At 36.7% G+C, this 22,162-nt stretch carries 24 protein-coding genes; all 24 read left to right on the top strand.

Going from position 1 to position 22,162, the window contains the following annotated elements; all coding sequences use genetic code 11:
* The first annotated feature begins 24 nt into the window (after positions 1–24).
* Positions 25–444 (top strand): NADH-quinone oxidoreductase subunit NuoI, encoded by a 420-nt coding sequence (gene nuoI / locus ACW0JX_RS25865; RefSeq protein ID WP_000677191.1) that lies wholly within the window; start codon positions 25–27, stop codon positions 442–444.
* A complete protein-coding gene (locus ACW0JX_RS25860) occupies positions 441–965 on the top strand; it encodes an NADH-quinone oxidoreductase subunit J (RefSeq protein ID WP_001012812.1) in 525 nt (174 codons plus the stop codon). The genes nuoI and ACW0JX_RS25860 overlap by 4 nt, the downstream gene beginning before the upstream one ends.
* Entirely contained in the window at positions 958–1,272 is a 315-nt protein-coding gene (gene nuoK, locus ACW0JX_RS25855) for an NADH-quinone oxidoreductase subunit NuoK (protein ID WP_000100079.1), read from the top strand. Before ACW0JX_RS25860 ends, nuoK begins: the two co-directional genes overlap by 8 nt.
* A gap of 30 nt (positions 1,273–1,302) precedes the next feature.
* Positions 1,303–3,165 carry an NADH-quinone oxidoreductase subunit L gene (nuoL, locus tag ACW0JX_RS25850; RefSeq protein WP_000568236.1) on the top strand — a complete coding sequence of 621 codons (1,863 nt, stop codon included), beginning with the start codon at positions 1,303–1,305 and terminating at the stop codon, positions 3,163–3,165.
* Positions 3,162–4,664 (top strand): NADH-quinone oxidoreductase subunit M, encoded by a 1,503-nt coding sequence (locus tag ACW0JX_RS25845; RefSeq protein WP_098126855.1) that lies wholly within the window; start codon positions 3,162–3,164, stop codon positions 4,662–4,664. The genes nuoL and ACW0JX_RS25845 overlap by 4 nt, the downstream gene beginning before the upstream one ends.
* Before the next feature lie 7 nt (positions 4,665–4,671).
* Positions 4,672–6,186 (top strand): NADH-quinone oxidoreductase subunit NuoN, encoded by a 1,515-nt coding sequence (gene nuoN, locus ACW0JX_RS25840; protein WP_459245799.1) that lies wholly within the window; start codon positions 4,672–4,674, stop codon positions 6,184–6,186.
* 202 nt (positions 6,187–6,388) lie between these two features.
* Positions 6,389–6,625: a DUF1146 family protein gene (locus ACW0JX_RS25835; protein ID WP_000057889.1), complete on the top strand. Its 237-nt coding sequence runs from the start codon at positions 6,389–6,391 to the stop codon at positions 6,623–6,625.
* A 51-nt stretch (positions 6,626–6,676) separates the two neighbouring features.
* Positions 6,677–7,381 (top strand): YwmB family TATA-box binding protein, encoded by a 705-nt coding sequence (locus tag ACW0JX_RS25830; protein ID WP_000767913.1) that lies wholly within the window; start codon positions 6,677–6,679, stop codon positions 7,379–7,381.
* A 39-nt stretch (positions 7,382–7,420) separates the two neighbouring features.
* The gene (murA, locus tag ACW0JX_RS25825) at positions 7,421–8,725 is read left to right on the top strand and encodes a UDP-N-acetylglucosamine 1-carboxyvinyltransferase (RefSeq protein ID WP_000411275.1); all 1,305 of its coding nucleotides are present in this window, start codon (positions 7,421–7,423) and stop codon (positions 8,723–8,725) included.
* Positions 8,726–8,933: 208 nt separating this feature from the next.
* Positions 8,934–9,953 carry a stage II sporulation protein D gene (gene spoIID, locus ACW0JX_RS25820; RefSeq protein ID WP_459245213.1) on the top strand — a complete coding sequence of 340 codons (1,020 nt, stop codon included), beginning with the start codon at positions 8,934–8,936 and terminating at the stop codon, positions 9,951–9,953.
* Positions 9,954–10,052: 99 nt separating this feature from the next.
* Positions 10,053–11,060 carry a LytTR family transcriptional regulator DNA-binding domain-containing protein gene (locus tag ACW0JX_RS25815; RefSeq protein WP_459245212.1) on the top strand — a complete coding sequence of 336 codons (1,008 nt, stop codon included), beginning with the start codon at positions 10,053–10,055 and terminating at the stop codon, positions 11,058–11,060.
* Between the two features lie 181 nt (positions 11,061–11,241).
* Complete coding sequence (locus tag ACW0JX_RS25810; protein ID WP_075717912.1) at positions 11,242–12,084, top strand: ABC transporter ATP-binding protein; 843 nt, start codon at positions 11,242–11,244, stop codon at positions 12,082–12,084.
* The gene (locus ACW0JX_RS25805; RefSeq protein WP_075717914.1) at positions 12,084–12,788 is read left to right on the top strand and encodes an ABC transporter permease; all 705 of its coding nucleotides are present in this window, start codon (positions 12,084–12,086) and stop codon (positions 12,786–12,788) included. The genes ACW0JX_RS25810 and ACW0JX_RS25805 overlap by 1 nt, the downstream gene beginning before the upstream one ends.
* Positions 12,789–12,949: 161 nt before the next feature.
* Positions 12,950–13,855, top strand: a complete 906-nt coding sequence (locus tag ACW0JX_RS25800) for a M23 family metallopeptidase (RefSeq protein ID WP_001214922.1) — start codon at positions 12,950–12,952, stop codon at positions 13,853–13,855.
* Positions 13,856–13,996: 141 nt separating this feature from the next.
* Positions 13,997–14,131 carry a hypothetical protein gene (locus tag ACW0JX_RS25795; RefSeq protein ID WP_000008903.1) on the top strand — a complete coding sequence of 45 codons (135 nt, stop codon included), beginning with the start codon at positions 13,997–13,999 and terminating at the stop codon, positions 14,129–14,131.
* 308 nt (positions 14,132–14,439) lie between these two features.
* On the top strand, positions 14,440–14,712 hold the full coding sequence (spoIIID, locus tag ACW0JX_RS25790; protein ID WP_000544012.1) for a sporulation transcriptional regulator SpoIIID: 273 nt from the start codon (positions 14,440–14,442) through the stop codon (positions 14,710–14,712).
* A gap of 160 nt (positions 14,713–14,872) precedes the next feature.
* Positions 14,873–15,874, top strand: coding sequence for a rod shape-determining protein (gene mreB, locus ACW0JX_RS25785; protein WP_000457978.1), 1,002 nt, complete (start codon positions 14,873–14,875; stop codon positions 15,872–15,874).
* A 429-nt stretch (positions 15,875–16,303) separates the two neighbouring features.
* On the top strand, positions 16,304–16,738 hold the full coding sequence (fabZ, locus tag ACW0JX_RS25780; protein ID WP_000931959.1) for a 3-hydroxyacyl-ACP dehydratase FabZ: 435 nt from the start codon (positions 16,304–16,306) through the stop codon (positions 16,736–16,738).
* A gap of 344 nt (positions 16,739–17,082) precedes the next feature.
* On the top strand, positions 17,083–17,760 hold the full coding sequence (locus tag ACW0JX_RS25775; protein WP_000467945.1) for a CpsD/CapB family tyrosine-protein kinase: 678 nt from the start codon (positions 17,083–17,085) through the stop codon (positions 17,758–17,760).
* A gap of 262 nt (positions 17,761–18,022) precedes the next feature.
* Positions 18,023–18,766 (top strand): YveK family protein, encoded by a 744-nt coding sequence (locus ACW0JX_RS25770; RefSeq protein ID WP_078994073.1) that lies wholly within the window; start codon positions 18,023–18,025, stop codon positions 18,764–18,766.
* Positions 18,756–19,457, top strand: a complete 702-nt coding sequence (locus tag ACW0JX_RS25765) for a CpsD/CapB family tyrosine-protein kinase (protein ID WP_078994072.1) — start codon at positions 18,756–18,758, stop codon at positions 19,455–19,457. The genes ACW0JX_RS25770 and ACW0JX_RS25765 overlap by 11 nt, the downstream gene beginning before the upstream one ends.
* A gap of 107 nt (positions 19,458–19,564) precedes the next feature.
* Positions 19,565–20,332, top strand: coding sequence for a tyrosine-protein phosphatase (locus ACW0JX_RS25760; RefSeq protein WP_459245211.1), 768 nt, complete (start codon positions 19,565–19,567; stop codon positions 20,330–20,332).
* 242 nt (positions 20,333–20,574) lie between these two features.
* Positions 20,575–21,456, top strand: a complete 882-nt coding sequence (gene bpsC / locus ACW0JX_RS25755; protein ID WP_000757786.1) for a UTP--glucose-1-phosphate uridylyltransferase BpsC — start codon at positions 20,575–20,577, stop codon at positions 21,454–21,456.
* Positions 21,457–21,472: 16 nt separating this feature from the next.
* Entirely contained in the window at positions 21,473–22,153 is a 681-nt protein-coding gene (locus ACW0JX_RS25750) for a sugar transferase (RefSeq protein ID WP_459245210.1), read from the top strand.
* The last annotated feature ends 9 nt before the right edge of the window (positions 22,154–22,162 follow it).

Raw genomic sequence — 22,162 nt, 5'->3', positions numbered from 1 at the left:
CTATGAGGGGGGTGCCAGTAAGAGATGAAAGGACTATTTAAAGGATTAAAATATACATTAAGTAATTTGAGCAAGAAGAAGGTAACGTATGATTATCCAAATCAGCCGTTGCCGTTGCCAGACCGTTTTCGGGGGATTCAAAAATTTTATCCGGAGAAATGTATTGTTTGTAATCAATGCTCTAACATTTGTCCGACAGACTGTATTCAGTTAACAGGAAAGAAACATCCAGATCCTACGAAAAAAGGAAAAATTATCGACACGTATGATATTAATTTTGAAATTTGTATTCTTTGTGATTTATGTACAGAAGTTTGCCCGACAGAGGCAATTGTCATGACAAATAACTTTGAACTCGCGGAATATTCACGTGATGACTTATTTAAAAATTTGCAGTGGCTTGACGAAAACGACGAAAACGTCAGGAAGGAGAATAAGGCATGAATGGCGAGTTTGTAGCATTCTTTATACTATCCTTGTCTGCAATTATCGGCGGTGTTCTTATGTTGAACTTAACGAAAGTTATGCACATGATGCTAGCTCTCGTTCTGACATTTCTCAGCATTGCAGGTTTGTATTTTCTTTTATCAGCTGAATTTATAGGCGTTGCACAAATTTTACTTTACTCTGGTGCAATCACAATTATTATGATTTTCGGCATTATGTTAACGAAACATAACGCGGAAAATGAATCGCGTCTTACTCTTCGAAAATGGATTATCTTCTTTGCAGTTGTAGCATTTGGAGCGGTTATGTATTTCGCTGTTAATAATGTTGATTTTGCAAATGAAAGCACACAAGGAAGTTTACCTCTCCATGAAAACAACACACTTCAAATCGGTACGCTTCTCTATTCAAAATATATTATTCCATTTGAACTAACTTCAGTTATTTTACTTGTAGCACTCGTTGGCGCGATTATACTTGCGAAAAAGGACGAGAAAGAGGAGGATTCCAATGAGTAGCGTTCCAGCTTCTGCATATTTAACGCTTGCGATTATTTTGTTTTGCATCGGTCTATTTGGAGCTTTAACAAAGCGGAATACAGTAATCGTATTAGTTTGTATCGAATTAATGCTGAATGCTGCCAATTTAAACTTAGTGGCGTTTAGTAAATTAGGCCTATTTCCGAATTTAACAGGTCAAATTTTCTCACTGTTCACGATGGCTGTAGCGGCAGCAGAAGCGGCGGTAGGACTCGCTATTTTAATTGCTTTGTATCGTAATCGTACGACAGTTCAGGTGGATGAAATGGATACGCTCAAAGGATAGCATTGTGACCGAAAAAGGGGGAAGGAAACAATGATCGATTATGCATGGCTCATACCGCTTTTCCCACTCGTTTCGTTTTTGTTACTTATTATATTCGGGAAGAAAATTAGAGAAGGAAGCAGCGTACTTAGTATTTTTTTCGTCTTTCTCTCCTTTATACTTGCGGTACTTGTGTTAATAGAAAGGTTTTCAGAAGCAAGCGTGAAGCATAAGTGGGTGTGGCTTAGAGCTGGAGATGTGGATATATCATTCGGCTTTGAGGTGACTGCATTAGGAGCTTTAATGTTATTTATCGTTACGCTTGTGAGTCTGCTTGTACATGTGTATTCGAAAGGTTATATGAAAGGTGATGAACGATTACCAACCTTTTACGCATATTTAGGACTCTTTACATTTGCGATGTTAGGGCTTGTTATATCAACGAATTTATTACAGCTTTATATATTTTGGGAATTAGTTGGCCTTGGCTCATTTTTACTTATCGGTTTTTATTTCTTTAAAGAAGAAGCGAAGGCTGCTGCAAAAAAGGCTTTTATTATGACCCGTATTGGAGATGTTGGTTTATTTATCGGGATGATTTTAATTTTTTGGTACGCAGGTAGTTTTGAATATGACGCAATATTTAGGGCGATTTATACAGGGGATTTACCTCCTTACATGATTACGATAACAGCGATATTAATTTTTATCGGGGCGATGGGGAAATCAGGTCAGTTCCCGCTTCATACGTGGTTGCCAGATGCAATGGAGGGGCCAACGCCTGTTTCGGCACTTATTCACGCCGCGACGATGGTTGCAGCAGGCGTATATTTAGTAGCGACGATGTTCCCTCTATTTTCAGCAAGTACAGTGGCGATGCAGACCGTGGCAATCGTTGGAGCTTTCACTGCAATCTTTGCGGCCTCTATCGGTCTCGTGCAAACAGATATAAAGAGAGTACTTGCTTATTCTACAGTTAGCCAGCTTGGATATATGATGCTTGCGTTAGGTTCTGCAGGTTATGTAGCCGGTGTCTTCCATTTAACGACACATGCTTTTTTTAAAGCACTACTATTTTTGGCAGCAGGAAGTGTAATTCATGCAGTGCATACGCAAAACATTAATAAAATGGGCGGTTTACAGAAGAAGATGAAAGTAACTGGTACGCTATTTCTAATAGGTACCCTTGCCATTAGCGGTGTTCCGCTCCTTTCCGGTTTTTTCAGCAAAGATGAAATTTTAGCGGCGACTTGGATGAATGGCAATTACGTTTTATTTACTTTAGCAGTAATTGCGGCGTTTTTAACAGCGTTTTATATGTTCCGCCTATACTTTCTTGTCTTTACCGGAGAAACGAAGACGAAGGAAGATGTGCATGAGTCGCCCCGCGTTATGACGTATCCAATGATTGTTCTCGGCGTTCTCGCAGTAGTGGCAGGATATATAAATACACCATGGTTCGGTACGTTTCTCGGAGATTGGTTGACGAAAGATGTAGGGTTCAAGGTTGAAGAAGCGCATGGGCCAGTTTGGATTATGATTGTTGCGACGCTCGTTTCATTTGCGGGAATCGCTCTTGCATATTTCATATATGGCAAGAAATCAATTTCTAGAGATTGGGCTGGGGGTACGGAAACCTCGCTTTATAATCTTTTGAAAGAAAAATATTATGTGGATGAACTATACAACATGACGGTGATCCCTATTACAAAAGGAATCGCTCATGTGCTTCGCTTATTTGAAGTGTATGTAGTCGAGGGAATTGCAGTTTTAATTGGAAGCGTAGTTAAAGGTACAAGTAATCTTGGGTCGAAACTTCAAAACGGGAATGTACAAGTGTACGGTACTGTAACGGCGGTTTCGCTCGCTGTACTCGTCATTATTTTGCTCTATACAGGAGGGGATTTACGATGAATGATTTGTTGTTAACGTTCTTCATTTTTTCCCCGCTTTTAGGAACTTTATTGCTTGTATTAACACCGAAAAAGGAATTGCGTACAGTGCGGGCGCTTGGCTTATTTGGGACGGCACTTCCATTTGGAATCGCTATCGTCCTCGCTTGTACATATGCTTCTGGAAAGAGCTTGTCACTATTTGATGAAAAGGTGAAATGGATTAAGTTCGGAGATTTTACAGCGGTGGATAAAAGGTGGTTTTCTATTTATTACGAGCTCGGTATTGATGGTTTGTCGCTTGTTATGATGGTGCTGACGGCTCTTCTAGCGATGCTCGCAGCAATTGCAGCCTTTTCTATTAAAAGAAATTTAAAAGCATTTTATATGCTGTTACTCGTGCTAGAAATAGGGATGCTCGGCGTCTTTGCTGCTCAAAATCTAATGTTGTTTTTTATCTTCTTTGAAATTACGTTGCCACCAATGTTCTTATTGATTGGGAAGTGGGGGAAATTGTCGAGCGAAAAGGCTGCGTATAGTTATTTAATATATAACGGTATTGGCTCAGCTATTTTGCTCATTGTTTTCTCAATTTTGTTCGCGAAAACAGGTACAACAAATATTATGGAGCTGAAAGAGATATTAAGAAGCGTAAGTGCAGAAGGAGAACTCATCATCCCAAGTAGCTTGCAGCTTGGTGTATTTATTGCCATAATGATTGCCTTTGCAATTAAACTACCTGTTTTTCCGTTGCACCGTTGGATGGTCAATGTGCACATAGAAGCGCATCCAGCTGTAGTTATGCTTCATGCTGGTGTTTTGCTAAAGATTGGAGCGTACGGTATTATTCGCTTCGGAAAAGGGCTATTCCCGGAATATTTTCACGATGTTGCAACGCTAATTGCGATATTAGGTGTAATTAATTTATTGTACGGTGCCTTTTTAGCACTCATCCAAACGGACTTTAGGAAAGTACTGGCTTACTCTAGTATTTCGCATATGGGAATTGTGTTAATGGGACTTGCGTCACTTAATGCACCGGGTACACAAGGGGCGTTATTCCAGGTTGTATCGCACGGTTTAATTGCAGCCTTACTGTTTTTCTTACTCGGTGTTATAGAACAACGTTTCGGAACATCAGAAATTACAGCGCTTGGTGGACTCGCAAAAAGTGTCCCAGTACTTAGCGGCTTCTTCTTAGCAGGAGGAATGGCATCGCTTGGATTACCAGGGATGTCTGGGTTTGTTAGTGAATTTCTTGCCTTTCTCGGTTTATTTCAAGGAGAGCCCGTCATTGCTGCAGTCGGTGTGATTGGCATCATTTTAACCGCTGTATATGTATTAAGGGCGACACTTCAAGTGACATTCGGAAAGAAAGAGTGGGAAGCAAAATCTGATATACATGGATGGGAGTATGTCCCTGTTTTACTACTTATCTTTTGTATTATTGCAATTGGAGTTATGCCAGAGATACTAGGGGATCCGCTTCAAAATACATTGAAAACATTGGGGGTGAAGTAGGATGGATATGAATACGTTACTTAGCTTATCGTGGCATCTAATGGTGCCAGAATTTATTATTCTCGGGGCCGCCATCCTTCTTTCCATATGTGTTTTGTTTTTTAAGCTGAACCATAGATATGTAGCTCTTGGTGCGATTGCTGCCATCGTATTAGCAATTGTTTCATTAATTACGCTATATAGCGAACCAGCTGGAGATATTTTAAACGGATCGTTTGTGTTAGATGGATTTTCAAAAGGGTTTAAAACGTTGTTATTAGGCGCCTCAGCTCTCATTTTATGCATCGCAATGAGCGATGATAAGAAGAATCCGATTGAAGATAAGGGCGAATATTATTACTTATTTTTAATGGCACTTCTTGGTGCGATGTTCATGGCTTCTAGTGTTGACTTTATCACCCTTTTCGTTGGTTTAGAGTTACTTTCACTTTCTTCTTATATTTTAGTAGGAATACGAAAAAAGAACCGTGCATCAAATGAAGCGGCAATGAAATATGTCATTAGCGGAGGAATTGGAACGGCGATCACGCTCTTCGGAATGAGTTATTTATACGGTATTACAGGTTCAACTAACATTGTAGATATGCAAAAGGTACTCACTGGGGAGCTCGCTAGTGGTATTCAGTTATTGCTAGCTCTCGCATTTCTTTTATTGCTAGTCGGTCTCTCATTTAAAATTGCCACAGTGCCGTTTCATATGTGGGCACCTGATGTGTATGAAGGAGCGACTACACCTGTTACCGCTTTTCTTGGAACGATTTCTAAAATTGCTGGGTTCCTACTCATTATTCGTTTGTTCCTTATGGTTTTTGCAAGTGTATTAATACAAGGAGATATGCAATCTTTATATGGGCATATGAGTATATATATTGCGGTGCTAGCAAGTATTACGATGATTGTTGGGAATATAGTCGCGTTAAAACAATACAACGTAAAACGTTTATTTGCTTATTCAGGCATTGCGCATGCTGGGTATTTGCTCGTTCCACTTGTGGCATTATCACCATTTACGCTGGATAGCATGTGGTTTTATATGTTGGCATACATGCTTATGAATATAGGCGCGTTTGCCATTATCCACGGTTTAATCTTACAAAACGATAAGGAAAATATAACGATTTTCACCGGATTATATAAGAAATCACCATTTGCAGCGATCATGATGACAATCTTTATTTTATCGCTGGCCGGGATACCAGGGACGGCTGGCTTCATTGGAAAGATTAACATCTTTTTAGGCGCGCTTCATGTAGAGCCAGCACATTACGTACTAGCTTCGATTATGATGGGTACGACAGTTGTTTCATTCGTATATTATTTCCGTATTTTACAACAAATGTTTTTCCGCACCGGAGAGACAGAAGAGAGGATACGGTTACCATTAAATATAAAGGTTGTTATGAGCCTTTGTGCAATTTCGATTGTAATACTAGGGATTATGCCGATGATTGGGTACAATTTCTTTTATGAATATTTTCCATTAATGAAAGATTTCTTCTTCTTAGGGAACGTGGTACAATAGTGAAAATAAAAGGTGTGGAGTCAGTACTCTGCGCTTTTTATTTTGTGTTAACTTGTAATGTAGATATACGTTTTTTGAAAGAAAATCACGATGTAAAATGTAAGATGTCTATGTGCATTTGAAAAAGTGTGGCTCCTACTTATTATGGTATCGTTTTTATATTCTTTCATAAGTAGTAGCTGAGTAAAAAGGGGTCGATTTTTTGGCACAACTTTTAGGGCAACAAGCACTGATTGCCATTGTTTCGCATTTATTGTTTATTACCATTACGTGGTGGGCTTTGCAAGGCATTCACATTGAGCGTTTAATGAAGTCCGGAAAAGTGCTGCAGACGCGAGTATTACTCATCTTAATTACAATTGCAATTGGGACATCTGTAAGTAACTTTTTCCTTGATTATTTAGGCTATTCGAAGAGTTTAACGTATTTAGTAAAGTAAGTGTATAGAACCTCAAATCTCCGTTAACAATGGGGATAGGAGGGGATGAAATTGAAGCTTAAAGCCATTCTTATTGTTGCACTTAGTGTTGTTTTATTTTTGGTTGGATATAGAGAGATGAAACCGATAAGCGATGAACAGAAAATGGAGAGCATGATTAAGGCTTTAGAGAAAAATGATGCTAAAGTAGAAAAATGGTCATGGTTAGCTAGAGAAACAAAAACAATTTCTAATATACATACGTTTCAAAAGTTGTTAAACGATGTGAAGGACAAGGCAAATATTCAAAAGTGGGAAGTAGAGCAATCTCCAGATGGATATAAAGCTACATCCTATAAAAAGTTTGCTTCTCATGAAGAACGAGTAGTAGTAACTTGGAGTAAAGAAAATACTAAAGAAAACACTTTCATTATCTTTGAAGTAAGTGGGGCGAAATGGGACCCGAAGTATGTTCAAAAAGTAAATAAAATTTTTAGTGAAAAACCTATAATTTACACTTGTGTTCAAGGTGTACTGAATGATAAGATTGAAGGTGTTTTGCAAAATAAAACCAATCAGGTTTTGAAAGATCTTTCAGCAAGAGCGATCGAACAAGTAGAAGAAAGAGCATTTGTGTCAGTCTCCGCATACAATAAAAAGTGGGATGACGCTCTTTCAACAAATAGAGAGAAAATAAATGTGCAAATAGCAATACGTTCTACAGACAACAAAGATACAATTGTGGTTGGCACACCGATCATAACTTCTGAGTATTGAGTGAATAGATACTGAAAAAAGGACACGGAGGGGAATAATTTGGAAAAGATCATCGTCCGTGGCGGAAAGCGGTTAAACGGCACAGTGCGTGTTGAGGGCGCAAAAAATGCTGTATTACCTATAATCGCTGCAGCCCTATTAGCGAGTGATGGAAAGAATGTACTATCTGAAGTACCAGTTTTGTCTGATGTATACACAATTAATGAGGTATTACGTCATTTAAATGCTGAAGTCGTATTTGAAAATAATCAAGTAACAATCGATTCTTCTAAAGAACTAAACATTGAAGCACCATTTGAATATGTACGTAAAATGCGTGCATCTGTTCAAGTAATGGGACCATTATTAGCACGTAACGGTCGTGCTCGTATTGCACTTCCTGGTGGATGTGCAATCGGTTCACGTCCAATTGACCAACATTTAAAAGGCTTCGAAGCAATGGGAGCAAAAGTACAGGTTGGTAACGGTTTTGTTGAGGCATATGTTGAGGGAGAACTAAAAGGAGCTAAAATCTACTTAGACTTCCCAAGCGTAGGCGCGACAGAAAACATTATGTCTGCAGCTACATTAGCAAAAGGGACAACAATTCTTGAAAACGCAGCGAAAGAACCAGAAATCGTTGACTTAGCTAACTTCTTAAATGCGATGGGAGCGAAAGTACGCGGAGCTGGAACTGGAACGATTCGTATCGAAGGCGTTGATAAATTATATGGTGCAAACCACTCTATTATTCCTGACCGTATTGAAGCGGGAACATTCATGGTTGCAGCAGCAATTACTGGTGGAGACATCTTAATTGAAAATGCTGTACCTGAACATTTACGCTCAATTACAGCGAAAATGGAAGAAATGGGTGTTAAAATTATTGAGGAAAACGAAGGTGTACGTGTTATCGGCCCAGATAAGTTAAAAGCGGTTGATATTAAAACTATGCCTCACCCAGGTTTCCCAACAGACATGCAATCACAAATGATGGCATTATTACTACAAGCTGATGGAACAAGCATGATTACAGAAACGGTATTCGAAAACCGCTTTATGCACGTTGAAGAATTCCGTCGTATGAATGCTGATATTAAAATTGAAGGTCGTTCTGTTATTATGAACGGTCCAAACAGCTTACAAGGTGCTGAAGTAGGCGCAACTGATTTACGTGCTGCAGCTGCATTAATCTTAGCTGGTTTAGTATCAGAAGGTTATACTCGTGTAACTGAGTTAAAACATCTTGACCGTGGTTATGTAGATTTCCATAAGAAATTAGCTGCATTAGGTGCAACTATTGAACGTGTAAACGAAAAAGTAGAAGAAGTGAAAGAACAAGAAGTTTCTGATCTTCACGCTTAATTGAAATAGTCTCTATGTCTTTTGACATAGGGGCTATTTTTTTTGGGTTATTACTGTTATAGTCAATAAATTCTATACTTATGCACGTACCAGTAAAAATATTTAGAAAATTTCCGTTTTATGCTCTTCCCCTTAAGTGTGTTCTAAAAGAAAGAGTTGTTCCATAAGAATGAATGGAGTAAAGCTTTTATATTGGGGGAAAAATAGGATGAAATTTTCAAAGCCACTTTTTATTACAGTAGCGCTCTTAATAGCGCTCGTTATCATTGTACCTGCAGCCCTTGTTATCCCATTTGCGAAAGCAAAAGTAGGGGAAGAAACGGCCTCTAAAACTCCTCCAGCCATAGAAAGTATACCAGCTCCAGGAAAAGTAGATACAGCGGTTCAAGTTGCTGTATATCGTGAGAAACAAAAGAAGGTAGAATCATTACCTATGGAGGAGTATGTGACCGGTGTAGTAGCTTCTGAGATGAATGCCAGTTTTGAAATAGAGGCACTAAAGGCACAGGCATTAGCAGCAAGAACATTTGTAGTACAACGTATGCTAAGCGGAGGAAAGAAAAATAATGCAGACGTGACAGATACGGTGAAAGATCAAGTGTACAAAAGCAAAGATGAATTGAAGAAGCAATGGGGCAATAACTACGAAAATAATTTGAAGAAAATCGAAGAAGCTGTTTCGAAAACAGCAGGACAAGTTTTAACGTATGATGGAAAACCAATTTCAGCATCCTTCTTTTCAACGAGTAATGGTCGAACAGAAAATGCAGCTGACTATTGGGGAAATGATTATCCGTACTTGAAAAGTGTAGATAGTCCGTGGGATCAAGCCTCTCCAAAGTTTACGAGCGAGCAAACATTTACAGTAGCTGATTTTCAAAAACGTCTCGGTGTGAAAGTGCTAGCAGACGGGAAGGTTGGAAACATTAAAGACCTTACGGAAGGAAAGCGCGTAAAGGATGTAGCTTTTCAAGGAAAAACATTAACGGGAAAAGAAGTTCGTGAAAAGTTAGATTTACGTTCTTCTGATTTCACGTGGAAACAACAAGGGGATAAAATCATCGTTACGACGAAAGGCTTCGGTCACGGCGTTGGTATGAGTCAATACGGGGCGAACGGCATGGCAGCAGAAGGAAAGAAATATACAGATATCGTCGCCCATTACTATAAAGGCGTTGAAATAAGGACGATGAATGATTATGAAGGAAAATTGATGGTGAAGAAATAGGTGTCAGAACTCTGGCACCTATTTTTTTCTGTTTAAAATATCATAATTTTCCATTAACTGTTTGGTATAATAGGATAAAAAGTATTTGGGGGAGACGAAATGGCGCTACTGGAGTTGAAACAGTTAGGGAAAACGAACCAGTTACCGGCAATAGAGCTAAAGGTTGAAAAAGGGCAATGTGTTGTTTTGCAATGCAATAACCATACAGCTAAAGTGTTGCATCGTATCATTATTGGTGAAGAAGAAGCTTCAACTGGCAATGTGCTATTTGAAGGTAAAGCGATTGGAAAGAAAAATTATTCTCGCATCGGCTTTTGTTTTTTGAAAGATGAGGCATATGATCGTTTGAAGGTGAAGGAATACTTTAAGTTTTTACTAGGTCTTTATGAATCGAATATGAGTACGGAAGAAATTGTACAATATGTTGGTCTTTTAGATAAGTTAAACGTTAAGATAGAAAAACTATCATTTTCAGAGAAGCGTCGTCTTCATATTGGACGAATTATGATTCATAATCCGGATCTAGTCATTTTGGAAGAGCCAGAGCAAAATGTAGATATAGAGAGTACGGTTATTATTCGAAAAGCAATCATGAAAATGAAAGAACAAGGAAAGGCAATCTTTATTACGTCATCATTTCTATCGGATGCCCTTTCGTTAACAGAGGATGTATACATATTAAACAACGATGGTGTGAAAAAGATAGAAATTGAGCAAGAGGAAGTGGAAGAAGTCGATGAAGAAAAAGTCATTCAAATGATTCCGCAAATGAAGTTAGAAAGAATACCTGCGAAAGTGAACGATAAAATCATTTTACTTGATCCGATGGAAATCCATTTCATTGAAACGCAAAACGGAGTAACACATATTCACGTTCGTGAAGGGGATTTCGTATGCGCCTTAACATTAAGTGAACTAGAAGCGAGATTAACAGGTTTTGGTTTCTTTAGATGTCATCGCTCGTACCTTGTAAATTTACAAAGAGTACGAGAAGTGATTACTTGGACTCGTAACAGTTTTAGCTTAATTTTAGACGACGAAAGAAAAAGTTCAATTCCACTTTCAAAAGGACGAATGGATGAATTAAAAGGCGTGATTGGGCTATAAAAAGTGCTCCAATAAGCTCAACATGCGATTCATTCACCGGTAAAAATACTCCTTTTACCGGTATTTTACTGCGTAAACCCTTTGTTTTTCATATGATTGAGTCAAGAAAAGCGAAACAAACGAACGAAAAGCGCTAAAGCGACTTTCATCTATAAAGAAGAAAAACAAAGGGGATGAAGAAATGACATTGGCAATTGAAATGAAAGATGTAATGAAAAGTTTCAGTGGAAAAACGGCACTTCGAAATGTAAATATTGAGGTGAAGCAAGGAGAGATATTCGGATTCCTCGGACCGAGTGGATCTGGTAAGACGACAACAGTAAAAATTTTAACTTCTCAATTGCTTCATAGTGTTGGAACGGTAAGAGTATTAGGGAAAGATATTACAGGACCAAGTAGCATCGATTACAAACGAATTGGTATTTTAACAGATAACAGCGGCTTATATGAAAGACTTAGTATTTATGATAACTTACTATTATTTTGTGACTTATACGATTGTAAAAAAGAACGAATCAATGAAGTACTAGCACAAGTAAATTTATTAGATGATAAAAAAACACCAGTAAAGAAACTATCAAAGGGAATGAAGCAACGCGTCACACTAGCAAGAGCAATCCTTCATAAACCAGATATCCTCTTCTTAGACGAACCAACATCTGCACTCGATCCAGTAAACGTACAAAACATTCATAAAATCTTAAAAGACTTAAATGAAGAAGGAACGACGATTTTCTTAACGACTCACAACATGGATGAAGCAGAAACGCTTTGTAACCGTATTGCCTTCCTTTGTGGCGGAGAAATTGTAGCGCTGGATACGCCAGAGAACCTACGCTTACAATACGCTAAGGATCAAATACAGGTCGTATTAAAAGATAAACAAAAAGAAGTAGTGCAAAAAGATGAATTAGGCGCAAAACGTATTTCAGAATGGATGAAAAAGGGCGAACTGTTATCTATTCATTCACACGAACCAACGCTAGGCGATATCTTTATTGAAGTTACTGGGAGGGGATTATAATGACATTTTCAATGAGAAGATTTTCAGCTATTTTTCGGAAAGAAGTCCAAGATTTTAAGACAAATTCACAAGTGTTATTAATGGCATTTTTACCAATTATACTTTCATTTTTGTTTAGCAGATTTGGAGTGGGAAAGGAAATGTTAGGCACTACTACTATAATGGCCTTCCTATTTGTCGCAGGATTTGTTCAATCTATGGTAATTGCAGAAGAAAAAGAAAAACATACACTGCGTGTGTTGATGTTATCCCCAGCATCTTCTGTTGAAGTTCTTCTTGGAAAGAGTTTATTAACATCGGGTCTGACGATGGTCATTTGTATTGCAAATTTATTCATTTTAGATCAGTTAAATATTAATCTTCCATTGGTAGGATTGGTATTCTTATGTGGAACTATTTTGTTTATCGTGCTTGGAACAATGATTGGATTACTTGCATCTTCTGTACCACAAACATCTTTAATTGGTATGCCTATTTTAATGACGATGTATTTAGCTGTACAATTTGAGCCGATGGTTGAAAATAAAGTAATTAAGACACTAATTGAGTATCTTCCAACATCTCATATTGTAAAAGCAATCAAAAGCTTAGTAGATGGAGCTGGGTTTAGTAGTATTAGTGGGCATGTATTAAATGTTGCAGTTTGGCTTATTATTGCGCTTATTGCATGTTTAATCGTATATAAGAAGAAACAAATGGACTAAAAACTGGGCCGAAACGCTCAGTTTTTTCTTTTTTCTATCATTTCCTCGGAAATTTTACAGTTCTTATACATATTTTTACAAATTTTGTCGAAAAGTAATTAGTTATACGTTGTATAGGATACGTGAATATTGTTCAAAATGATTGCTGAGGTGATGATGGAATGCGAGGAAGAAATAATAAAAAGTCGCAAAAGGTAGTACATTTATTTCAAAAAAGATGGGTGTTTCCGGCACTATACATTGCTTGTGCAGCGGTAATCTTAATGGTTGCGCTATGGTTCCAAGGAGCTAATCCGAAGAAGACTCCAAACCACGATCAAGCAACACCGTATACACAATCGGAAGATCCAGCAGTACCAGTAACGAAATCTTCAGAAGTAGTGAAAATGCCAGCTGCCGCGAATGCGGAAGTAGTCGTACAAAAGAAATTCTATGAAGATGCAGCAACTGAGGCGGAACAAGAAAAAGCACTTGTCTTTTATAACAACACATATTCCCCAAACAAAGGAATTGACATTGCTGCGAAGAATGGAAAAGAATTCAATGTTGCCGCTGCTTTAAGTGGTACAGTAACGAAAGCTGAAAAAGATTCACTTCTTGGTTATGTTGTAACAGTTGATAGTGGAAATGGTGTAGCGGTATCTTATCAAAGCTTAGGCAGTGTGAAAGTAGAAAAAGGTGCAAGAGTTGCACAAGGTGAAGTATTAGGAACATCCGGTCTAAGTGCAATGAATAAAGAGGCAGGCTCTCACGTTCACTTTGAAGTACGTAAAGACAATGTGGCTGTGAACCCTGAACGTTACTTAAATAAATCAGTAACAGAAATTAAAGCTGATGCAGGTGCTGCAAAGGCTACGAATGCTTCTGGTAAAAAAGCTGATGACAAATCTCAAAAAGAAGAGAAGTCAACGAGCACGAAACCAGAAAATAAAACAGAAGACAAGTCTCAAAAAGAAGAGAAATCAACAAGCGGTTCAACTAGTGACAAAAAAGAAGAACCGAAGAAAGAAGAAAAATCAACAAACGGTTCTACAGAATCATCTAACGATTCTTCTTCACAAGAATAATAAAGTGAAAAAATCAGTTCTCATCAAGAGAATTGATTTTTTTATTTTTATATAAAAATAATCAATTTCGAGAAAAAAGTTGTAAAAACAAGGAAAAATGACGAGATTCTCGAATATATATTACAAAAGGGAGGGGATACTGTGTCATTTTTGTTTGTTCTGTCGACTGCTATTATTTTATTGTTTGTTTTATTCACTTTATATTATTATATTGCCGGTAAGAAAGAGGTTCCCCACCATCAGTTGTTAGAAGAAGAATTGGAACGAGAAGAATGACTCCTTTTATACAAGGTGTCATTTTTTTTGGCCATAATAGTCAGTTTTAACGTATTTCTCACAAAAAAACGTAATTTTTCTTAACTTAGTCCGCAAAAATAGTGAACATGTAGCATATATCAGTAGTGCGGGCAATACAATGGTATAAACCAAAGCAAAGAGAGTGTTTGAGGTGAGAAATCGTGAATCATTTCATTATAAATCCAAGAATGTTTAACGCTTACAAACAGCACTCACACTTACTTCTTAGTCATATGCAGCGAGGCTCATTTCACCCTTCTCACATCCAAATTAGGGAGGCGAGTGGTGTGCACGATTACATCAAAGAGAGAACTATCAAGATTGGTAAGTATATCGTGGAGACAAGAAAGACAGTGCGTGTCATTGCAAAGGAATTTGGGGTATCAAAGAGTACAGTCCATAAAGATTTAACAGAACGTCTACCAGAGATTAATCCAGAGCTCGCAAATGAGGTAAAAGAAATTCTTGATTATCATAAGTCTATTCGTCATTTAAGAGGTGGAGAAGCAACAAAACAAAAGTATAGAAAAGAAGATGTAGAGAAGCCTGTACGTCAATAATGTTACAGTAGCAAACATTCCGTTCACATTCGGTAATATTTTTCAGAAGAATTCTTTTTGCGAATATTACGTTTCTGTTAAATTTATGATAAAATCAGAAATTAGGTGAAAAGAATTCGGGTGTAACCTGATTTTGAATATCGAGGAGGAAAAAACGGGAATGTTTGCGCGAGATATCGGAATTGACCTAGGTACGGCTAACGTATTAATTCATGTTAAAGGTAAGGGTATTGTATTAAATGAGCCATCTGTTGTGGCAATTGATCGTAATAGTGGTAAAGTATTAGCAGTCGGTGAAGAAGCGAGAAGTATGGTGGGACGTACGCCTGGTAATATTGTAGCAATTCGTCCACTTAAAGATGGTGTAATCGCAGATTTCGAAATTACAGAAGCAATGTTAAAGTATTTCATTAACAAATTGGACGTAAAGAGCTTCTTTTCAAAACCTCGTATTTTAATTTGTTGTCCAACAAATATTACATCAGTAGAACAAAAAGCAATTCGTGAAGCTGCTGAACGTTCAGGTGGTAAAACAGTATTTTTAGAAGAAGAACCAAAAGTAGCCGCAGTTGGTGCTGGTATGGAAATCTTCCAACCAAGCGGTAACATGGTTGTTGATATTGGTGGAGGTACAACAGATATCGCTGTACTATCTATGGGTGATATTGTTACCTCTTCCTCTATCAAAATGGCTGGCGATAAGTTTGATATGGAGATCTTAAACTATATTAAACGTAAGTATAAGCTATTAATCGGAGAACGTACTTCAGAAGATATTAAAATTAAAGTTGGTACAGTATTCCCAGGTGCACGTAGCGAAGAGCTTGAAATTCGCGGACGTGACATGGTAACAGGCTTACCACGTACAATTACAGTATGCTCTGAAGAAATTACAGAAGCATTAAAAGAAAATGCAGCTGTTATTGTACAAGCTGCAAAAGGCGTATTAGAGCGCACACCACCAGAATTATCTGCAGATATCATCGACCGTGGTGTTATTCTAACAGGCGGTGGAGCTTTACTACACGGTATCGACATGCTTCTAGCAGAAGAGCTAAAAGTACCAGTATTAATTGCTGAAAACCCAATGCACTGCGTTGCGGTTGGTACAGGTATTATGTTAGAGAATATCGACAGATTACCAAAGCGTGCTTTGAGATAATTTGAAAGAACTAAGGCTAATGCCTTAGTTCTTTTTTTCGTTTTTATATTTTTTTATTTTGTTTTTTTGCGAAAATGGAAGGAAAATAGAGAAATATGAAGGAAACAGGTAAAATATTCATATATATGGTTAAATTTAATATTTCCTTAATTGAAAACGTTTATAATATAATGAGTCGAATACGACATTAAGGCAAATAATGTTTCAATACATATTGCCTTTCCCTAATTTGGGCATACACTCCTTTCCACCTCCGTGTCAGTTGCAAAAATGTGCAACTATTTTAATGGAATAGAGTGTGTGCATTTTTTTTTAGGAAGTTGTGCTAAATATAAAATGTTACTTTGTAATGACAAACAATAAACAAAATGGGATAATAGCAATATGTCCAAGTGGTAAGACCAATATTACAAAAGGGGCGATTGTTACATGCTAAATATAGAACAAATTAAAGAAATCATTCCTCACCGCTATCCATTTTTACTTGTTGATAAAATATTAGAAGTAGATGAAGGAAAAAGAGCGGTTGGGATTAAAAATGTATCCGCAAATGAAGAATTCTTTAACGGACACTTCCCTGACTATGCAGTTATGCCTGGTGTACTTATTGTAGAAGCATTAGCACAAGTCGGAGCAGTTGCAGTATTAAAGAAAGAAGAAAACCGCGGAAGACTTGCTTTCTTTGCAGGTATCGACAATTGCCGTTTCAAAAAACAAGTACGCCCAGGTGATCAGCTTCGTCTAGAAGTAGAAATGACACGCGTACGCGGCCCGATTGGAAAAGGAAAAGCAATCGCAACAGTAGATGGTGAAGTTGCATGTGAGGCAGAAATTACATTTGCGATTGGTGATAAAAAAGAATAGATAGTACTAAAAAATCTCCTTGTAAAAAGACAAGGGGATTTTTTTAATTTCTGCTATATAACGATGAAACGATAATTTGCAAACTAATCAGAAAATAACTTGTAAATAGATGGTAATTACCATATACTTACTTTATTATTTATCTAGAAAATAGGATAAGTGATAAAGGGAATAAAGAAATAAGGGCATTGTCATATTGTTAAGGTACTTAAATAAGACAAAGTAGAATGTTATTGATTATGATGAAATGTGGGGAATCAGAAAGAATATTAATTAGACGTATGAAATCGAGCATAAGAGAGAGAAAAGGGAAATGTCGCATTTCACAAAAGGAGATTATGAATATGTTCGGGAGAAAGAAAAGAAAACCATTACGACAATTAATTACACATAAAGAGCCTAAATCGCGTATTACAGAACAATACCGTAACATTCGTACAAACATTGAGTTCACATCTGTAGATAATCATGTTCGTTCTATTATTGTTACTTCAGCAGATCCAGGTGATGGGAAAACAACGACAATCGCAAACTTAGCAGTTGTTTTCGGACAACAAGGAAAGAAAGTTTTATTAATTGGAGCTGACTTGCGTAAGCCGACGATACAAAACTTATTTGCCATTCATAGTTCAAATGGGTTAACGAACTTATTATCAGGACAAGCAAAACTTATGCAATGCATTCAAAAAACAGACATAGAGAACGTATACTTAATGGCAGCAGGTCCAATCCCGCCAAACCCAGCAGAATTATTAGGGAGCCGGGCGATGGACGAGGCGTTACTAGAAGCATATAACATGTTTGATATTATATTAATCGACACACCACCTGTCCTTGCGGTTACAGATGCACAAATACTTGCGAATAAATGTGATGGAATCGTACTCGTTGTACGAAGTGAAAAGACGGAAAAAGATAAAATCGTAAAAGCGAAACAAATATTAGATAAAGCATCAGGAAAACTACTAGGTGTTGTTTTGAACGATAAAAGAGAAGAAAAAGAACAGTATGGTTATTACTGAAATAAAAAAAGCCAATAAGAAATACTTGTTGGCTTTTTTTCTCATTTTGAAATTTATTTCTCAAGTTACATAGTATAAAAAACATGATAAAATAAAAAATTTGGAAAATCATTGGAATGTGTTGTCATATTTAAGATTATTTTGTAAGATTAAACTTGTTTCTTGTGAACAAATATAGAACTGAATTATTAAAAATAAAAAATGTAAGATTTATATGTTATAATTTTTCCTATGTGTAAATTTTAGAAAGTTGGAGGAACTTATGGAAGAAACAATTAGTCTAAAAGAGTTATTTCATATCTTAAAAAAACGTTTAGCAATGATCCTCGTAATCGCATTTGGTGCAGCTATAGTAAGTGCTATCATTAGCTTCTTCTTTATGACACCAATCTATCAATCTTCGACGCAAATTCTTGTTAATCAGAAGAAGCAAGAGGGATCGATGTTTCAAGCTGGTGAAGTTCAAACGAATATTCAATTAACGAATACATATAAGGTTATTATTAAAAGCCCAGTAATCTTAGAACAAGTGAATGAAAAATTAAATTTAAATATGACAGCGCAAGAGTTAACGAAAAAAGTTAATGTTGCGAATGAAAAGGATTCACAAGTAATCGCTGTAACAGCTGAGGATAAAGATCCTAAAATAGCTCGTGATATTGCGAATGCAACTGCAGATGTGTTTAAAGGTGAAGTTGCAAAAATTATGAATGTTGATAACGTAACAGTAATATCTAAAGCAGAAGTTGCAGAAAATCAATCTCCGATTAAACCAGCGCCAATGCTTAATGTAGCAATCGCTTTCGTTATTGGTTTAATGGCTTCAATTGGTCTTGCATTCTTACTAGAATACTTAGATAACACAGTGAAAAAGGAAGAAGATGTAGAAAACTTACTTGGCTTACCGGTGTTAGGTATTGTCGCTCGTATGGATGAAGAAACATTGAACGTGAAATCACACGCTCCATCATCAAGAAAAGTGAGGGGACAAACAATTGGCTCTTAATTTATTTAAAAAGAAAAAGAATCATCGTCAACGTCGTCAATTAATTGCGCATCAACAACCGAAATCACCAATTTCAGAGCAATATCGTAATATTCGAACGAATATTGAATTTGCAGCTGTTGATACGAATTTACATTCATTAATGGTAACATCGGCGAACCCAAGTGAAGGGAAAACGACAACGACAGCGAATATGGCAGTTGTGTTTGCTCAACAAGGAAAAAAAGTATTATTAATTGATGCGGATATGCGTAAACCAGCAATGCATCAAATGTTCCAAGTAGATAATATTTTTGGATTAACGAATGTATTAACACATAGTGAACGTTTAGAGAAATGTGTACAAACGACATCTATAGATAATCTAAGCTTTTTAGCATGTGGCCCAATCCCACCAAATCCGGCGGAATTATTAGGTTCAAAATCAATGAAAGAACTTCTTGGACAAGCATACAGCATGTACGATTTAGTTATTTTTGATATGCCTCCAATTTTAGCTGTTACCGACGCACAAATTATGGCAAATGTATGTGATGCTTCTATTCTTGTTGTTCGTAGTGAATCAACAGAGAAAGAAACAGCAGTAAAAGCAAAAGGGTTATTGGAGTCTGCAAAAGGTAAATTGTTAGGTGTTGTTTTAAATGACCGTGAACGTGAAAACGGCTTATATTATTATTATGGCGCAAACTAATTAAAAGGATGAGATATGTTTCAACCATATCTCCTTTTTTCCCTTGAATATGAGATGTCTCATATTCAAGGGAAAAAAGACTGATAGGAGAAAGGAAGGCTGAAAGAATGATTGATTTACATTGTCACATTTTACATAGTATTGATGACGGTGCACAAACCATGACAGATAGTTTAGCAATGGCACAACAAGCCGTATCAGAAGGAATACATACAATTGTCGCAACGCCGCACCATCAAAATGGCAAATATATAAATGAACGTACCTCAATTATTCATCACGTAAAACAACTCAATGATGAACTACAACAACATAATATTCCACTTACCATTTTACCGGGGCAGGAGATTAGGTTATATGGTGATTTATTAGAAGACTATGAAGCTGGTAAAATCGTTACTTTAAACGAAACAAATAAATATATATTCATTGAATTCCCATCTAATCACGTACCGCGTTATGCGGAACACCTATTATATGAATTACGTGTTAAGGGAATGATCCCAATTATTGTTCATCCGGAACGTAATGCCGAGTTAATCGAGCGGCCAGATAAGTTATATAACCTTGTAAATAAAGGTGCACTGACGCAAGTAACGGCAGGTAGTTTATTAGGGAAATTCGGTAAAAAAATCAAAAAGTTTTCACTTCAACTTGTAGAAAATAATTTAACACATATGGTTGCTTCAGATGCACATAACACGACATCAAGAGGATTTCATTTAGCGGAAAGCTATGAACTAATTGAGAAAGAATTCGGAATGAATGTTATGAGTGATTTGAAAGAAAATCCGTACTTATTAATTAGCGGGAAGGCAATTTACAAAGAAGATCCAGAACAAATTCGTCGTAAAAAATTGTTCGGTATTTTTTAAATAAATAATTGGTGATGTCTCCTAACCGTTATCAACGGGGGCACTCGGTCGTGCTGTGGGTAGAAATTTTATTTCATGCCTACCTTAGACGCTTGTCGTCGGGAGTATGGCGTGAGGATGGGTTAGATGCCCATAATTTATTTCTAATAGAAACTCTACCTATGGAGTTATAAAAATGACTCTATAGGTAGGGTTTTTGTTATTGTTACATACAAATAAATAGATTTATAGGGGGAGTATAATTGAAAAAAGTAAGAAAAGCGATTATCCCAGCTGCTGGTCTTGGGACAAGATTTTTACCAGCAACAAAGGCAATGCCGAAAGAAATGTTACCTATCGTCGATAAACCGACAATTCAATACATAATAGAAGAAGCGATTGAATCAGGAATTGAAGACATTATTATTGTTACTGGAAAAGGAAAACGTGCCATTGAAGATCATTTCGATCATTCTTTCGAATTAGAACAAAGCCTTTTAGAAAAAGGGAAGTATGAAATGCTTGAAAAAGTACAAGCTTCCTCAAAAATAAATATTCATTATATAAGACAGAAAGAACCAAAAGGTTTAGGGCATGCAGTATGGTGTGCACGTAAATTTATTGGAAATGAGCCATTTGCGGTATTACTTGGTGATGATATAGTACAAGCTGATACACCATGTTTACGTCAATTAATGGATCAATATGAAGGTACACAATCATCCGTTATTGGTGTACAAACAGTGCCAGAAAATGAAACACATCGTTACGGTATTATCGATCCAGTTGAACAAAATGAACGTCGTTATCAGGTGCGTCAATTTGTAGAAAAGCCAGTTCAAGGAACAGCGCCATCTAATTTGGCAATTATGGGACGTTACATATTAACACCAGAAATCTTTATGTTCCTAGAGAATCAGCAGACAGGTGCAGGTGGCGAAATTCAATTAACAGATGCGATTCAACGTTTAAATGAAATTCAGCGTGTATTTGCTTATGATTTTGAGGGAACTCGCTATGATGTTGGTGAGAAGTTTGGGTTTATTAAAACGACAATTGAGATGGCGTTACAACATAAAGAATTAAAAGATGAATTATTGGAGTATATGACTGAACTTATAAAAATAGAAAATATACATGTGTAAAGGTGAGGTGAAAAGGTTGGAAGAAAGAGGATTAATACATAAATCTGTGGAGAAAGAAATAAGTGTAGTGAAAAAAACATCAATTTTACATGCATTTTTTAAAAGGACACTGGATATTATAGGTGCTATTGTGGGTTTGATAGTATTTTCTCCATTTTTTATTATAATTCCTATCCTTTACATGCGTGGGGATGCAAAAGGACCAGTTTTCTTTAGACAATCCAGAATTGGTAAAAATGGTAAAGTATTTGGTATTTATAAATTCCGTTCTATGGTAGTTAATGCAGAAGAGAAATTAGAAAAAAATGAAGTTCTATATAAGAAATATGTAGATAATAACTATAAGCTTGAGCCAGAGGAAGATCCACGTATTACAAATATAGGGCGCTTTTTACGAAGAACAAGTTTAGATGAACTACCACAGTTTATCAATGTCCTTAAAGGTGATATGAGTTTAGTTGGTCCAAGACCAGTAATTCAGGAGGAATTAAAAGAATACGGCTCTAAAACTTCAGACTTTTTATCTGTGAGTCCTGGTTTAACAGGTTATTGGCAAGTGAGTGGTAGAAGTGATGTAGGATACCCAGAAAGGGTGGATATAGAATTATATTATGTATACAATCAATCTTTAAAATTAGATATTATTATCTTATTTAAAACAGTTTTATTGGTCGTATTACGTAAGGGTGCTTATTAAACATAATAA

It is taken from the genome of Bacillus sp. C-3-6, assembly GCF_054509685.1.
Note: the sequence above shows the minus strand (reverse complement) of the source record. Positions and strands in the feature narration are given on the sequence as shown.

Coding starts and splice junctions, on each gene's coding strand:
- nuoI (WP_000677191.1), top strand. CDS start 25: ATGAAAGGACTATTTAAAGGATTAAAATATACATTAAGTAATTTGAGC.
- ACW0JX_RS25775 (WP_000467945.1), top strand. CDS start 17,083: ATGTTCGGGAGAAAGAAAAGAAAACCATTACGACAATTAATTACACAT.
- ACW0JX_RS25805 (WP_075717914.1), top strand. CDS start 12,084: ATGACATTTTCAATGAGAAGATTTTCAGCTATTTTTCGGAAAGAAGTC.
- ACW0JX_RS25770 (WP_078994073.1), top strand. CDS start 18,023: ATGGAAGAAACAATTAGTCTAAAAGAGTTATTTCATATCTTAAAAAAA.
- spoIID (WP_459245213.1), top strand. CDS start 8,934: ATGAAATTTTCAAAGCCACTTTTTATTACAGTAGCGCTCTTAATAGCG.
- ACW0JX_RS25860 (WP_001012812.1), top strand. CDS start 441: ATGAATGGCGAGTTTGTAGCATTCTTTATACTATCCTTGTCTGCAATT.
- ACW0JX_RS25810 (WP_075717912.1), top strand. CDS start 11,242: ATGACATTGGCAATTGAAATGAAAGATGTAATGAAAAGTTTCAGTGGA.
- ACW0JX_RS25815 (WP_459245212.1), top strand. CDS start 10,053: ATGGCGCTACTGGAGTTGAAACAGTTAGGGAAAACGAACCAGTTACCG.
- mreB (WP_000457978.1), top strand. CDS start 14,873: ATGTTTGCGCGAGATATCGGAATTGACCTAGGTACGGCTAACGTATTA.
- nuoL (WP_000568236.1), top strand. CDS start 1,303: ATGATCGATTATGCATGGCTCATACCGCTTTTCCCACTCGTTTCGTTT.
- ACW0JX_RS25845 (WP_098126855.1), top strand. CDS start 3,162: ATGAATGATTTGTTGTTAACGTTCTTCATTTTTTCCCCGCTTTTAGGA.
- ACW0JX_RS25800 (WP_001214922.1), top strand. CDS start 12,950: ATGCGAGGAAGAAATAATAAAAAGTCGCAAAAGGTAGTACATTTATTT.
- fabZ (WP_000931959.1), top strand. CDS start 16,304: ATGCTAAATATAGAACAAATTAAAGAAATCATTCCTCACCGCTATCCA.
- nuoN (WP_459245799.1), top strand. CDS start 4,672: ATGAATACGTTACTTAGCTTATCGTGGCATCTAATGGTGCCAGAATTT.
- nuoK (WP_000100079.1), top strand. CDS start 958: ATGAGTAGCGTTCCAGCTTCTGCATATTTAACGCTTGCGATTATTTTG.
- ACW0JX_RS25760 (WP_459245211.1), top strand. CDS start 19,565: ATGATTGATTTACATTGTCACATTTTACATAGTATTGATGACGGTGCA.